Origin of the sequence: Paludibacterium sp. (assembly GCF_019232825.1) — a bacterium.
GTDB lineage: Bacteria > Pseudomonadota > Gammaproteobacteria > Burkholderiales > Chromobacteriaceae > Paludibacterium.
Genome location: NZ_JAFAND010000006.1, coordinates 23,516 through 38,460, shown reverse-complemented (window position 1 = coordinate 38,460; position 14,945 = coordinate 23,516). Strand labels below are relative to the sequence as shown.

The window sequence follows — 14,945 nt, the reverse complement described above, 5'->3', positions numbered from 1 at the left end:
GAGGTGGTCCCACGCCTTCCCATCCCGAACAGGACCGTGAAACGCCTTAGCGCCGATGATAGTGCGGCATTCGCCGTGTGAAAGTAGGACACCGCCAGACGCCCCATACGAAAGCCCAGACCACAAGGTCTGGGCTTTTTGCTTTGCGTAGCGTGCATCCGCCGTAGGCAATGCACGTGTATGTTCAAGGGTCCTTAGGGCGTCGTCGATTGGTGCGCCGCGGGCAGGGCGCCCGCGACCTGTTCGGCGACATCCTCGCTCCAACTATCGAGCCATTGCTGGAAATCAGTCATCGACGCCGGCGCGACGCCGCTCTTGGCGTGTTCCCGCAATCCCAGGCTGCCAGCCACCAGTTCGCCGCTTTGACTGTCGTTCAATTGGCCCATCGTGGCAATCTTCACGATGTATTTCTCAAGCCCCCCGGCCCGGCGCGCCAAGTTGAACACCATCTTGATCGGCAGCACGTCGGAGACGACAAATCCTTCCGGCTTTTGCTCGATGTGCGTCACCGCGACGCGCAAGACCGCCACGCCCGGGCCAGCCTGGTCGGTGACCGCGAGACCTTTATCCCGTAGCGCCTTGCTGATGGTTTGTTGAAACAGTTGTCCGGCTTGGCTGTTTTCGTCACTGACCAGCGCGCGCCATTGTTTTCCCTCGTCGTTGGTCAATACGACGAGCGGGGCCACCATGATTTGATTGTATTGCAGCAGGTCGGCGCCGGGTTTGATGTAGTAATAGCGTCCCGGATGGTCTTTGGCGGGTTTGAATTGGGTACGGGGAATGGCTAGCAGCGTTTCCGGCTGCGTGGCGGGTTCCTCCGCCATGGCCGCGCCAAAGGTGAAGAGCAGCAGCGCTGCGGCGCATAACCGCGAAAGAGGTGTCGTCATGATGATCCTTGTCTGAGATGGGCATCGTACCGCAGACGCCATGTCATAAGGATAAATCATCGTGAAGCAACATCCACCAGGCCGAAGCCGGTCCTCACCTCACTGGGGGCGCCAACTGAACGGTTCGCCGCTCACGGGCAGTCTTTCCTCGGGCTGGCCTTGCTCGCTCAGCATCTGGCGCAGATCGCGCGGCGGAAGCTCAAACAATACCGCCGCTTGCGCGTAAAGCTTGCGAATGTGGATGTCGTCGCTCGGTTGATCGATGAGGCAAGACACCGTCGCCATGGCGCGCGCACCCTGTTCGCGGATGCCGGTGGCGCGCTGAATCAGATCCTTCTGTTCGGCGATCAGCGCTTGGATCTGTTGGTTGGTGGCGGCGGCGGCGGTCAAACTTGGCGCGATACGCTGTTTTATCGCCAATAAACTGCTTTTCTGCGCCGCATTCAGCGTCAGTTCCTTGCGTTGGACCTTGCCGGCGATGGCCAGGTAGTTGCGCACTTCCGTATCTGCCACCAAGGCATCGTACTGGGCGCGCAACGCGTCGATTTCGCCGGTGATTTCGCTGGTGCGCAGGCGCATCTCGTTAATGCGGACTTTGAGCATCACCAAGTCCGGCAACATGATCGATACCGTCGTTGGGGTATGGCGTCGGGCATCGGCCTGTTCGAGATGGATCTGTTTGCCGGCGATCTGGCAGCCCAATGCCGTGCGGATCGCCACAGAGTCGGCCAGAACACAACTGTTGACGGCGCTGTCGATTTCCACCGATTGGCCGATGATCACGCTATTCTCGACCCGGGAAAGCACGATGCGGCCTTTTTTGGCGACAAGCGTGGCATTGCTGGTCAATCCATCGATGATGATGTCGCCGTCGTCGTTGGTGGCGGCGCCGCCGACCAGGTTCTGCTTGAGATGGATGACGCCTCCTTGCGAGATCACCTCGCCGAAGACATCGGCCATCACCGTGATGTTCTTGCCCTTGACCACCCGCTTTTCCTGCACCTCGCCGTGTTCTTCGAAGTGATCGCCCTGCAGCGCGATATCGCCGGTGGTGCGCAAGCTGACGCCGGAGTAGTTGATGATCTTTTCGGTGACGGAGATACGGCTGCTGGCGGTATCGATATTGAGGAAGCCGTCGATGCGGGCAACCAGGAATTCGCCGGCATCGGATTTGGCGATGGTCGTGCCCTCTCCGGCCAGCGGCGCCAAATCGAAGTCTTCCGGGGCCGGCGGCGTGGTGGGCCGCGCCATGAGGCTGAAGCCGGGCTTGCCTTGCACGCAAGGGATTTTTTGCATCAGCCGTTCGCCCGCTTTGACCTGAGGGAAGCGATTACCGAAGTGGCGCAGATCGATGGCGCCGTTGGGCAGCTTGAGCGGGGCATCGTCGCGATGCAATTTGCTGCCGATCTCCAGCAGGTCGGCATCCGTCCCCGGCGTGACCGGTAGGGCCTGTGCGATGGCGATGCGGGCGAAACGGCTATCGGTCATCGCGGCGCGCACCACGTCCTCCTTCAGACCATAGCGAATGCCTTTCGCCCACATGGCGACGACGAATTCGTCGAAATCAAGCTTGGTTCTGACCTGCACGGTCCTTTCTTCCGATCCGACGACTTCCTGGCTGCCATCTTCCAGCGTGTCGTACAGCGGAACCGACACCGTCTTGTCCATCATCACCGGTTCGAACAGATATTCGGCGCTGTCATCGGCCACAAAGGGAACGCGGTACAACGCCTGTCGCGACGGCTCGAACGGCGCGACCGAGGCGGCAAAGCGGCAGAGCCCCACTTTCCCCATGCTGACCTCGGCCCTGGTGGCCAGCATCTCCGGCGAGTAGCGGCTGACCAGATCGAGAAAGGCGGGGTAGTCGAGTTGTTTGAAATAAAAGCCTGCGGCCACTACGCGGTCGATGAAGTCGCAAAATTGCGTGGAAGACTCGAGCGCGGCGAGATCGACATGGACACCGCTTCCATCCACGCGGATGAAATGGGTGTCGCCGAATTGCTTGAAGAATGTCGGCAACGATGTAGGCATGGCATGCAATCCGGCTGGCAGCAACTTTATGACAATGTGGAATGTAATTATGCCTTATTTCAAAGCTTTATTTAGGGCTTTTGTCATGCATTTCACCGCGGCGCTGCCGGCCGCCATCATAAGATGCGGTACAGCAAGCGATCGATGCGTACCCGGCTCAGGCGGGTAAGGAGTTTGCGGACGCGATCGGGATATTGGCGCACGGTTTCCAATTCCCGGTGCTGCAGAATCGGCCGGGTATGGCGGTGGATGGTATCGAGTTCCAGCTGCTTTTGTGCCGCCATCTCGCCTTTGGGATCGTGGATCAGTAGCGCGTTTTCCAGGTCCAGGCTGAATGCGCGTGGATTGAGGTTGTTGCCGGTGATCAGATGGTAGCGGTTGTCGACCCAGATGCCTTTAAGGTGGTAGCTATTGCCGTTGTCTTGCCACAAGTGCAGTTTCAACTGCTGACGCATCAGTGCCTTGCGATGCACTTTGGCAAAGCGGCGCAGATTGACTTCATATAAATAGGGCAGCGCGCCGATCGCCTTGAACGATTCATGCGGCGGGATGAAGAAATCGTTGGCGGTCTTGTCGCCGACGATGATCTCGACGTCAATGCCTCGCAGGATCAGGCGATTGATTTCGCGCATGACCGGTTTGGGGAAGTTGAAGTACGGGGTGCAGATGATGACCTTTTCCCGCGCGGACGACAGCAGGTCGAGCAAATGCCGGTTGAGCGGGTTGTTGCGGCCGATGCCGATCAGCGGCGTGACGGCCAGACCGTGATAAGGCGTGACGGCGTGCGTGTCATCATAACGACAGGCCGCCAATTGCTTACGCAACACGCGGATGTCTCGGCGCAGTTGCCGGGTGGTCGGGCACTGGGGTTCGTCCAGGCGATGGACGGCCGACGAGTCCAGCAATTGGGTGCGCAGCAGATCCACCATGGCGTCGGCAAGGCGTGGGCAATGCAGCAGGTGGTAGCGGTCATGGCGATAGCGGTCGTGCCGGTGCAGATAGACGTCATTGAGGCTGGCGCCGCTATAGAGGACGGTATCGTCCAACACAAAACCCTTGAGATGGAGCACGCCGAACAGTTCGCGTGTTTGAACCGGCACGCCGTAAACCGGAATGGCGCCGTCGGCGCCCGCGCTGCACGCGCGGTACCAGCCGGCATTGCCGGCTTGCTTGGCCGCGCCGATGAGCCCGCGTTGCGCGCGGTGCCAATCGACCAATACGCGGATATCCAGTGCCGGCGTGGCTTGCTTTGCCGTCTGCAGCGCCGCCATCACCTCATGTCCGGCGTCATCGTCCTGCAAGTACAGCGCGGTCAGGTAGATGCGCCGCCGCGCCGCGCCGATCAGCGACAGAAGCGTGCGGCGGAAGTCGGCGGCACACGTCAGCGTCTGAACCGATTCGATGGACAAGGGAAAGCGCGGAAGTTGCTCCAGGGATGGGCGGGGGTAAAGAAGCGCCATGAGATGTTCTGTGTGCCAGCGTTCAAGCAGAGCGCAATATGTTAACACTTCTCGCCGCGCCTGTGGCGTGCGGCGAAGCCCCTAGGTACCCTACCACCCCAGACGGTCGCAAAGCCGGTAGAACGCCACGCCAAGGCGGATAAGCGCCGCGTCGGCGATGCCGGCGAGCGGGACGCTCGGCGCCTTGAGCCGCGTCAGCAACTCGAAGCCGGCATCGTCCTCGACGATGGCGCGCGCCATCAGTTGGCCGGCAAGTCCGGTCAACGCCACGCCGTGGCCGGCGAAGCCTTGCGCATAGAGAATGCGAGGCGAATGGCGGCCGAACTGCGGCACCTTGTTCAACCCCATGTCGATATAGCCGCCCCAACTGTAGTCGATGGCGACGTCGGCCAGCGCGGGAAAGACGCGCGCCATTTCCGCCTGACGCTCGGCACGGATGGCCGCCTGATCGGCATGCTGGCGCTTGAGCCTGCCGCCGAACAGCAGCCGGCCGTCGGACGACAGGCGGTAATAGTTGAGCACATGGCGGCTATCGCAGATGGCTGCCTCGCGCGGCAGCAGGCGGGCGCGCAGCGCCACCGGCAGGGGCTCGGTCGCGATGATGTGCGAGGCGACCGTCAGGAAGCGCTGGGCCAGGCCCGGGCGGAGCGCGGCGACATCGACATTGCAGGCGAGCACGAGGCGGTCGGCGTGCACCGTGCCGCCGTCGGCGGTATGGACCGTGGCGCGGCCGGCCTGTTCGACGATGCGCGCGACGCGCGTGCGTTCGAACAATTGCGCGCCGAGGCCTGCCGCCGCGCGCGCGAGCCCGCGGGTGTACCGCAGCGGGTGCAGGCTGCCGCAACCGCTATCATGCAGGCCGCCGATATACGCCGGCGAATCGATCTCTTCGCTGAGCGCGGCGCCGGTCAACAACTGCGTGTGGCGATAGCCGAGGCGCAAGAGCGTGGCGCGCCAATCTTGCAAAGCCCTGAGCTGCCGCGGATTTTCCGCCACGGTGACATAGCCCCAGCGCAGGTCGCAGTCGATGGCGTAACGCGCGACGCGGGCTTTGAGCGCCGCCACCCCCTCGAGCGACAGCTCCCAGCAGCGTTGTGCGCCGGCGGCGCCAAGCTGGCGCGCGAGCCGCGACGTCGGGCAGGCAAAGCCATGCAGCACCTGGCCGCCGTTGCGTCCCGAGGCGCCGAAGCCTATTAGCGCCCCCTCCAGTAGCACGACGCGCACACCCTGTTCCGCCAGTTCCAGCGCCGTGGAGAGTCCCGTCAGCCCGCCTCCGACCACACAGACATCGGTATCCAGCGTCTGCGCCGCCAGCGCGGGGAAATCGAGTGTGTCGTTGAGGCTGTCGGCATACCAGGAGGGCGCATGACGGCCATGAAAGGCATCGAGGTGCGGTGCAGCGCGGCGCATGGAACCCCCTGTCGGGAAAGGTAATGTCCCATCTTCACGGTATCGTCCGCGCTAAGTCAATGATCTTACTTATTGCGCTGTTTGTTCCCATTGTCTGTCAGCGCTCGCCCCGAATCACGCATGGCATGGAAGGTAGAAATGTGCAAAAATTCAGCCAACTTGACGAATTGTAGGTTTTTTTCATGCTGGACCGGGACGGATACCGCCCCAACGTCGGAATTGTCATCCTTAATGCCCGGAACGAGGTGTTCTGGGGCAAGCGGGTGCGCGAGCATTCATGGCAGTTTCCACAGGGGGGCATCAAACCTGGCGAAAGCCCCGAAGCGGCGATGTACCGCGAGCTTTTGGAAGAGGTCGGGCTTTTGCCGCAACATGTGAAAATCCTGGGGCGGACCCGGGATTGGCTTCGTTATGAGGTCCCATCCAACTGGGTGCGCCGTGAATGGCGCGGCAGCTATAAGGGACAGAAGCAAATCTGGTTTCTGCTGCGCCTGGTTGGCCGCGATTGCGACGTCAGCCTGCGCGCCACGAGCCATCCTGAGTTTGACGGCTGGCGCTGGAGCCCGTACTGGGCGCCCGTCGACGCCGTGATCGAATTCAAGCGCGACGTCTACGAGCACGCTCTGCGCGAGCTGGCCCGATTCACCAAGGGCGTGGAGAGCCGCGAGGACTATCTGACGCGCCACCCGCCGGCGAAGGTGTCCGGCGGATCGCATTGAGCTTCCCCACTGATGCGGCTGGCGTCCTCACGGGCGACGCCGGTCTTTGTTTGATCGATCATTTCTAATTCACTGTCATGACACAACAATACGACGAATCCTCGGTACGTGTGCTGAAAGGGCTGGAGCCGGTCAAGGAACGGCCCGGTATGTACACCCGCACGGTCGATCCCACCCATATCTGCCAAGAGGTGGTTGATAATGCCGCCGACGAGGCTTTGGGGGGCTTTGCGCGCCGCATCGCGGTCACCGTGCATCAGGACGGCTCGTTGTCTGTCGAGGACGATGGCCGCGGTATTCCGGTGGGCGAGCACCCGACGGAAAAATTACCGGTGGTCGAGTTGGTCTATACCCGTCTCCATGCCGGCGGCAAGTTCAATAAGAAGGATGGGGGCGCCTACGCCTTCTCCGGCGGTTTGCATGGTGTCGGCGTGTCGGTCACCAATGCGCTGTCCACGCGCTTGGAGGTGGAAGTCAAACGCGAGGGCGGGGTGTGGCGCATCGTCTTCGCCGGTGGCGACGTGATCGAGCCGCTCGCGCGCATCGGCGACTGCGGCGCGCGCACCAGCGGCACGCGCGTGCGGGTTTGGCCGGACAGCAAGTATTTCGAGTCGCCGCGCTACTCGTTGCCGGAACTGGAGCGCATGCTGCGCGCCAAGGCGGTGCTGTTGCCCGGCGTGTCGGTCAGTCTGACCATCGAACGCCCCGGCGGCGACGAGATCAAGTCGTGGCATTATCCAGAGGGCCTGAAAGGTTATCTGGCCGAACTGTGCAACGGCGACGAACCGGTCGCGCCGTTCTTTGCCGGCGAGAATTTCATTGGTCCGGATCATGAACAATTCGCGCCTGGCGAAGGCGTGCAATGGGCGCTGGCCTGGTTTGAGGAAGGCGCGGGCGGCGAAAGCTACGTCAACCTGATTCCCACTCCCGCTGGCGGCACGCACGAAGCCGGCATGCGCGCCGGCATCTTCGAAGCGATCAAGAGCTTTATCGACCACCACAACCTGTTGCCGCGCGGCGTCAAACTGATGGCCGAGGACGTTTGGAGCCGAGTGCGTTTCGTGCTGTCGGCGCGCGTGCTCGATCCGCAATTCCAAGGGCAGACCAAGGAAAAACTGACGAGCCGCGACGCGCTGAAGCTCCTTGCCGCGCTGACGCGCGATCCGACCGAGTTGTGGCTCAACCAGCATGTCGAGGCGGGCAAGAAGATCGCCGAACTGGCCATCCGCCAAGCGCAAAGCCGGCTGAAGTCGGTCAAGAAGGTGGAAAAGAAAAAAGGCTCCGGTGTGGCGGTGCTGCCAGGCAAGTTGACCGACTGCGAGAGCGAGGACATCGAGCGCAACGAGCTGTTCCTGGTCGAGGGCGACTCCGCCGGCGGTTCGGCGAAGCTGGCGCGCGACAAGGAGTTTCAGGCGATCCTGCCGCTGCGCGGCAAGGTGCTCAATAGCTGGGAGACCGATAAGGATCAGCTGTTCTCCAACGCCGAAATCCACGACATCGCCGTCGCCATCGGCGTCGACCCGCACTTGCCGGGCGAGGCGGCCGACTTGACCGGGCTGCGCTACGGCAAAATCGCCATCCTGTCCGATGCCGACGTCGATGGCTCGCATATCCAGGTATTGCTGTTGACGCTGTTCTATCGCCATTTCTCTGCGCTGGTGGACGCCGGGCACATTTTCATTGCCCAGCCGCCGCTGTTTAGGGTCGATGTGCCCGGACAGGGAAAAAACCGGCCGCCGAAGAAACTGTACGCGCTCGATAGCGACGAACTGGACGGCATTCTGGAGCGCTTGAAGAGCGAGGGCGTGCGCGATGGCCATTGGGGCATCAGCCGCTTCAAGGGGCTGGGCGAGATGAATCCCGAACAGCTCAAGGACACGACCATGCATCCGGATACGCGCCGGTTGGTGTGTGTGCGTCGACGGCCGGACAGCGACGACGACACCCGGCGCATGTTTACCATGCTGATGGGCAAGGGCGAGGCGGCCAGCCGGCGCAGCTGGATGGAAGCGCGCGGCAATGAAGTGGAAGCCGACATTTAGCGGGTCGAATAAGTCGTATACGATTCATTTTGAATAAAACAACGGGCAAACCATGACGTCACTTAAAAATGATCTATTTTTGCGGGCCTTGCTCAAACAGCCGGTCGAGCGCACGCCGATCTGGATGATGCGCCAGGCCGGCCGCTATTTGCCCGAGTACCGCGCCACGCGCGCCCGTGCCGGCAGCTTTCTCGATCTTTGCAAGACGCCGGAGCTCGCCTGCGAAGTGACGCTGCAACCGCTCGACCGTTTCGAACTGGATGCCGCCATCCTGTTTTCCGACATTTTGACCGTGCCGGACGCCATGGGACTGGGGCTGTATTTCGCCGAGGGCGAGGGGCCGAAATTCGCGCGCCCATTGCGTGACGAAGCGGCCATCCGCCAACTGGCGGTGCCCGATCCCGAAGACGAGCTTGGCTACGTCATGGACGCCGTGCGCACCATTCGCCGCGCGCTCGACGGCCGTGTGCCGCTGATCGGTTTCGCCGGCAGCCCGTTTACACTGGCTTGTTACATGATCGAGGGCGGCGGCAGCGACGACTTCCGCCATACCAAGGCGATGCTGTATTCACGCCCAGAGCTGCTGCACCATATCCTGAGCGTGACCGCCGATGCGGTGACCGCCTACCTTAACGCGCAGATCCGCGCGGGCGCCGAAGCCGTGCAGATTTTCGATACCTGGGGGGGCGCGCTGACGCGCTCGGCCTATCTGGAGTTCTCTCTGCCCTATATGCGGCGTATCGTCGCGGGCCTGATTCGCGAGCAGGACGGACGTCGCGTTCCGAGTATCCTGTTTACCAAGGGGGGCGGGCAGTGGCTGGAAGCCATGGCCGATTGCGGCGCCGATGCCCTGGGCTTGGATTGGAGCACCGACATCGGCGAGGCGCGCCGGCGCGTAGGGGATCGTGTGGCGTTGCAGGGAAATCTTGATCCATGCGTGCTTTTTGCTCAACCGGCGGCGATTGAGGCGGAAGTGGCAAAAATCCTCACCGCTTTTGGCGCTGGCAGCGGCCATGTATTCAACCTGGGGCACGGCATTTCGCAACATGTCGATCCCGCGCATGCCGCTGTACTGGTCGATGCCGTGCATCGGCTTTCCTCTCGCTGAGATTTTCCTATATCAGATTGCCGGAGGGGGCGCGGCGCGGCGGGAGACTAGCCGCGCCGCGCAGGTTGCGGTCACTACTTAATTGACATCTGCCCCGTCTGTCGTTCCACGAGTTATGCACACGAGCTAGTCTTTTGGCGCAGGCTTGTCAAGAGGGTGAGCCGTGCCTGATGTATTTTGTGTAACGCATTGAATTTAAACGGTTTTAATGGCTGATTAATTTTTGTGCAATCCAACGGTAGCATGGGCTCGCTTCGATTTTAAGCACCTGCTGGCGGTTTATGCACAAAGTTATCCACAGCTGTTGTGCACAGGAAAGGCAAAGCCTTGTCGGATAAAGATTTGCGCCTGAACGACGAGGGAGCGTCCGTGTCACTGTCGGTCGACGTGGCACTGGATGTCCCTCTGTGGAGTACGTTCAGCTACTTGACCGACCGACCGCTGTCGAGGGGGCAGCGGGTGCTGGTTCCCTTCGGTGCGCGACGCATGTGTGGCGTCGTTACAAAAAGTCATAATGAGAACAAAGTCTATGCATTCAGCATTAAATGTGTGGACGACGTGTTCGACGACCTGCCGCCGCTGCCTGACGATGTGCTCGATCTGGTGGAATTCGCCGCCCATTACTATCACCACCCCTATGGGCAGACCTTGTTCACCGCCTTGCCGACCGCGTTGCGCGAGCCGCGCGCGGTGCGGCTGCCAGATCGCCGCGTGTGGCGGCTGACCGCGGCGGGGCGCGCCGCTGACGTCGCCCCACGCCACAAGGTGCGCCATGCCTTGTGGCAGGCGCTCGCTGAGCGCGATCTGACCCCGGAGGCCGTGCGCGCCGTGGCCGCCGGCAGCGGCGCCATTCTGAAAGACTGGTTGGCGCGCGGCTGGGTGGCGCGCGCGGATGTCGCCGCGCCGTCGCTGAAGGTGGAGGGCGCGGTGCCGCTCAATGCGGCGCAGCGCGAGGCATACGAAGCGATCCTGGCCGGCGAGGCGCCGCATAAGCCCTGGCTGTTGCACGGCGTGACCGGCAGCGGCAAAACCGAGGTCTACCTGCAGTTGATCGAGCAAGTGCTTGCCGCGGGCCGTCAAGTGCTGGTGCTGGTGCCGGAAATTAATCTGACGCCGCAATTGATCGCCCGTTTTACCCATCGCTTCCCGCAGACGCCGATGGCGGCGCTGCATAGCAACGTTGCCGATGGCGAGCGCCTGCACGCCTGGGTCGACGCGTGGCAGGGCCGCGCGCGCATCGTCATCGGCACCCGGCTGGCGGTGTTCACCCCGCTGCCGCAATTGGGCATGGTCATCGTCGACGAAGAGCACGACGGTTCGTTCAAACAGCAAGACGGACTGCGTTACCATGCGCGCGACTTGGCGGTCTGGCGTGCGCATCGGGCTGCGGTGCCGATCGTGCTGGGCAGCGCCACGCCTTGCCTGGAAACGCTGGCCAACGTCGATGCAGGGCGGTACCGGCGTCTGGTGTTGGCCGAGCGCGCGCACGAGGCGGCGTCATTGCCGGACGTGCGCTTGCTGGATATCCGCCGAGCCAAGCGCAGCGAAGGCTTGACCGACGAGGTTCTGGCCGCGCTGGCCGAGCGCGTGAGAAAACGCGAGCTGAGCTTGGTGTACATCAATCGCCGCGGCTTCGCGCCGGTGGTGGCGTGCACCGAGTGCGGCTGGCTCTCCGGCTGTCCGCGCTGCTCGGCGAAGCTTGTCGTGCATTTGTTGGCGCGCAAGCTGCGCTGCCATCACTGCGGTTGGGAGGAGGCGGTGCCGCATGCCTGTCCGGATTGCGGCAATCCGGACATCAAGCCGCTGGGCGAGGGCACGCAACGGCTGGAAGCGGCGCTGTCGCGCGCGCTTCCTTCGGCGCGCATTCTGCGTATCGACCGCGACACGACGCAGCGGCGCGAGGCGTGGGACGACATTTACCGCCAGGTGCATGCGGGCGAGGTCGACATCCTGGTAGGGACGCAGATGCTGGCCAAAGGCCACGACTTCGGCGCGCTGAGCCTGGTGGTGATCCTCAATGCCGATGCCGCGTTGTATTCGGCCGATTTCCGCGCCGGCGAGCGGCTGTTTGCGCAACTGACGCAGGTAGCGGGCCGTGCTGGGCGCGCGGATCGTCCGGGCGAGGTGCTGCTGCAGACGCAGTGGCCGGATCATCCGTTGTTTCGGGCACTGGCGGCGCATGATTTTGACCGTTATGCTGCCGAACTGCTGCAGGAGCGGCGCCTGCTGGGGTTTCCCCCTGCTTGTTTTCAAGCGCAACTGCGCGCCGACGCGCCCTCTTTGGCGGAGGCCAACGCGTTTCTGCTGGGTGTGCGCGACGCGCTGGCGCCGCAGGCCGAGGCCGCCGGCGTGGCGCTTGCGGGACCGGCGCCGGCGTTGATGGTGAAGCTTGCCAATCGCGAGCGCGCGCAGCTGGTGTTGGAAAGCCCACGCCGGGCTGCGTTGCATCATGTTTTAGATTATTTGACCGACTGGCTGCCGTCGCAGCCGGTTGCCCGTACCCTGCGCTGGTCGCTCGACGTCGACCCGCAGGACACCTGACAGGAACGCCCATGCGCAATAAGTTGCTCACGCTCGCGGCCATGCTGCTCTATAGCTTGCATGCCGGCGCGCTCGATCTGCATGGCCTGCCGCCGGATAGTCTGGCGCTGTGGGCGGCGCCGGTCGAATCGGCCACGGTGACCGCCGCCTACCGCGACGACGTGGCGGTTCAACCGGCCTCGACCATGAAGCTGTTGACGACATGGGCGGCGTTGACCCGGCTGGGGCCGGATTTTACGTGGCAGAGCCGCTTGGTGTCGACCGCGCCGGTCGTCGGCGGCACCTTGGCTGGCGATCTCTATTGGGTGGGCGAAGGCGATCCGCGCTTTTTCGGCGCGCGGCTGCGCGAGCTGCTCGACGGGTTGCGTCAGCGCGGTATTCAGCGCATCGCCGGCCGGCTGGTGCTGGACGCCTCCGCCTATACGCGGCTGTCGTCGGCCGGCGGCTTCGAAGAGGACGAGGGCGAGACGTTCATGGCGCCGCCCGATCCGCTGCTGACCAACCTCAATGTGGTTTGGCTACGGTTTTTCAATGACGCGCAAGGGCCGCGGGTGGCGCTCGATCCCCCGCTGGCGAATATTTCGCTGACCTCGCGCCTGACGGACGGCGGTGACGCCGCGTGCGGCGATGTGCGCCGCTGGGTGCGGTTGGCGGCGAGCGGCGGCTCCATCGCCGTCAGCGGTCAACTGCCGCGCGACTGCGACGGGCGCAGTACGTACTTGCAGCCGTTGCCGCCGGCGGCGTTTTCCGCCGCGGCGTTCAGCGGCTTGTGGCAGGCGCTGGCAGGCGGCGGGCCCGAGGGCGTGGCGGCGGGCCGCGCGCCCGCGGGCGCGCGCGTTTTGGCCGAGGTGACCTCCGATCCGCTCGCGCGCGTTCTGCCGGATGTGAATAAATTCAGCAACAACCCCATGGCGCGTTCGCTGTTTCTCACTCTGGGGCGTGTGGCGCCTGCGAGCGGCGACACCGTGGCCGATGCCGATCGCGCCGTGCGCGAGACGTTGGCGGCGCATGCGTTGTCCGACCGGGGACTGACATTGGAGAATGGCTCCGGCCTGTCGCGCAGCGAGCGCCTGCCGGTGCGTCTGCTTGGCGAAGTGCTGCGCGAGGCGGCGCGCGGACCGTATGCCGCCGAGTTTTTGGCGAGCTTGCCGTTGGCGGGACAGACCGGCACGCTCAAGCATCGCTTTGTCGATCTGGGGCCCGCGTTGCGGCTGAAAACCGGCACGTTGAAAGACGTGGTCGCGCTGGCGGGCTATTGGCAAGGGGCGGATGGCCGCCGGCTGGCGATCGTGGCCGTGGTCAACCATCCGGATGCCGCGCGGTTGAAGCCTGCCTTGGACGCGGTGGTCCGTGATGTTATTCGGTTATATGAGGCGAACGGGGTATAATTCTTGATTGTGATCAGCGTGACCCAATATTGAAGAGGGTCGCCAATGTCGTAAGGAAAGATTATGAGCCCGGTTGTCATGTATACCACGGCGGTTTGCCCCTATTGCCAGCGCGCCAAGATGCTGCTGGCAAGCAAGGGCGTCACCGAGATTCAGGAAATCCGCGTCGACGCCGACCCGGCCGAGCGCGAAAAGATGATGACCTTGACCGGCCGCCGCACCGTGCCGCAGATCTTTATCGGCGACACCCATGTCGGCGGTTGCGACGATCTGATGGCGCTTAACAGCGCCGGTAAACTGGACGTCCTGCTCGGCAAGTAAGCGGGCCGGTTTGGCCTGGTCCGCGCCGGATTTTCATGCGATGATGCCGGCAGCTTCAGTGCCCATGACCGATTCCGCCGTCAACGGCGGAATCGCTTTATTTTTCGACCTAACCGCAGGTGAGAGTCTCACAATGAGCGAACAGCAAGAGCAACAACAACCGGTGTTCTCCATCGATAAGATCTACGTCAAGGACATGTCCCTCGAAGTGCCGGGCGCGCCGCAAGTCTTTCTGATGCAAGCGCAGCCGGAAATCGACATGCAGCTCGCCTCGGAAAGCAAGCAAATCGAAGACGGCTATTTCGACTGCTGCCTGACCGTGACCGTCACCGCCAAGGCCGATGACAAGGTGCTTTTCCTGGCGGAAGTCGCGCAAAGCGGCATCTTCCAAATCCGCAACATTCCCGCGGAAGATCTCGATCCGGTGCTGGGCGTGGCCTGCCCGAATATTCTGTTCCCCTACGCGCGCGAAACCGTGTCCAGCATCGTGAACCGCGCGGGCTTCCCGCCGGTGCTGCTCTCGCCGATCAACTTCGAGGCCCTGTACATGCAACAGCGTGCTGGCCAGCTCGACGCCGGGAACGCCTGATGAGCCCGCGGCGCCTTGCCTGGATCGCCGCCTTGGCGGCGATGGCGTTCGCGCCGCTGGCCGGCGCGCTGGAGTTCCGTTCGGTCAAGGAAACGGGCGCCGTGCTGTATGAGGCGCCGGCGCTGACGGCCAAGAAGCTGTTCGTGGTCAGCCGTTACTACCCGGTGGAAGTGCTGAGCACGCAAGACGCTTGGTCCCGCGTGCGTGACGCCACCGGGGGGATTGCCTGGATGCCGTCCGCCGCGCTGTCCGCGCAGCGCACGCTGTTGGTGGTGAGCGAGCGCGCCGACGTGCGCGACGCTGCCGGCGTGAGCGCCGCTGTCGTTTTTTCCGTGCCGAAAAATGGTGTGCTGCTGCTCGTCGATCCTCCGGTCAATGGCTGGGTGCATGTGCGCCACCGCGATGGCAGTAGCGGTTACGCCAGCATCTCCGACTTGTGGGGGCTGTAA

At 63.1% G+C, this 14,945-nt stretch carries 12 protein-coding genes; 8 read left to right on the top strand and 4 right to left on the bottom strand.

What is annotated here, in order from left to right:
- Positions 1 to 194: 194 nt before the first annotated feature.
- From JOZ06_RS00670 to JOZ06_RS00655, 4 genes are all read right to left on the bottom strand, one after another.
- The gene (locus JOZ06_RS00670) at positions 195 to 887 is read right to left on the bottom strand and encodes a DUF3313 domain-containing protein (protein ID WP_293227702.1); all 693 of its coding nucleotides are present in this window, start codon (positions 885 to 887) and stop codon (positions 195 to 197) included.
- 99 nt (positions 888 to 986) lie between these two features.
- Positions 987 to 2,918 carry a flagellar assembly protein A gene (locus tag JOZ06_RS00665; protein WP_293227700.1) on the bottom strand — a complete coding sequence of 644 codons (1,932 nt, stop codon included), beginning with the start codon at positions 2,916 to 2,918 and terminating at the stop codon, positions 987 to 989.
- 116 nt (positions 2,919 to 3,034) lie between these two features.
- Positions 3,035 to 4,378, bottom strand: a complete 1,344-nt coding sequence (gene pssA, locus JOZ06_RS00660) for a CDP-diacylglycerol--serine O-phosphatidyltransferase (RefSeq protein ID WP_293227698.1) — start codon at positions 4,376 to 4,378, stop codon at positions 3,035 to 3,037.
- Positions 4,379 to 4,468: 90 nt separating this feature from the next.
- On the bottom strand, positions 4,469 to 5,788 hold the full coding sequence (locus tag JOZ06_RS00655; protein ID WP_293227696.1) for an FAD-binding oxidoreductase: 1,320 nt from the start codon (positions 5,786 to 5,788) through the stop codon (positions 4,469 to 4,471).
- 182 nt (positions 5,789 to 5,970) lie between these two features.
- On the opposite strand from JOZ06_RS00655, the gene JOZ06_RS00650 reads away from it, so the two are divergent.
- The 8 genes from JOZ06_RS00650 (at position 5,971) to JOZ06_RS00615 (ending at position 14,945) form a co-directional block, all read left to right on the top strand.
- Positions 5,971 to 6,507 (top strand): RNA pyrophosphohydrolase, encoded by a 537-nt coding sequence (locus tag JOZ06_RS00650; RefSeq protein WP_293227694.1) that lies wholly within the window; start codon positions 5,971 to 5,973, stop codon positions 6,505 to 6,507.
- Positions 6,508 to 6,584: 77 nt separating this feature from the next.
- A complete protein-coding gene (locus tag JOZ06_RS00645; RefSeq protein ID WP_293227692.1) occupies positions 6,585 to 8,549 on the top strand; it encodes a DNA topoisomerase IV subunit B in 1,965 nt (654 codons plus the stop codon).
- A gap of 52 nt (positions 8,550 to 8,601) precedes the next feature.
- The gene (gene hemE / locus JOZ06_RS00640) at positions 8,602 to 9,657 is read left to right on the top strand and encodes a uroporphyrinogen decarboxylase (RefSeq protein WP_293227691.1); all 1,056 of its coding nucleotides are present in this window, start codon (positions 8,602 to 8,604) and stop codon (positions 9,655 to 9,657) included.
- Positions 9,658 to 9,984: 327 nt separating this feature from the next.
- Positions 9,985 to 12,198, top strand: coding sequence for a primosomal protein N' (locus JOZ06_RS00635; RefSeq protein WP_293227689.1), 2,214 nt, complete (start codon positions 9,985 to 9,987; stop codon positions 12,196 to 12,198).
- A gap of 11 nt (positions 12,199 to 12,209) precedes the next feature.
- Positions 12,210 to 13,586 carry a D-alanyl-D-alanine carboxypeptidase/D-alanyl-D-alanine-endopeptidase gene (gene dacB / locus JOZ06_RS00630; RefSeq protein WP_293227687.1) on the top strand — a complete coding sequence of 459 codons (1,377 nt, stop codon included), beginning with the start codon at positions 12,210 to 12,212 and terminating at the stop codon, positions 13,584 to 13,586.
- A gap of 63 nt (positions 13,587 to 13,649) precedes the next feature.
- On the top strand, positions 13,650 to 13,907 hold the full coding sequence (gene grxC, locus JOZ06_RS00625; protein WP_293227685.1) for a glutaredoxin 3: 258 nt from the start codon (positions 13,650 to 13,652) through the stop codon (positions 13,905 to 13,907).
- Positions 13,908 to 14,040: 133 nt separating this feature from the next.
- Positions 14,041 to 14,496 (top strand): protein-export chaperone SecB, encoded by a 456-nt coding sequence (gene secB, locus JOZ06_RS00620; RefSeq protein WP_293227683.1) that lies wholly within the window; start codon positions 14,041 to 14,043, stop codon positions 14,494 to 14,496.
- Positions 14,496 to 14,945 (top strand): SH3 domain-containing protein, encoded by a 450-nt coding sequence (locus JOZ06_RS00615; RefSeq protein WP_293227681.1) that lies wholly within the window; start codon positions 14,496 to 14,498, stop codon positions 14,943 to 14,945. Before secB ends, JOZ06_RS00615 begins: the two co-directional genes overlap by 1 nt.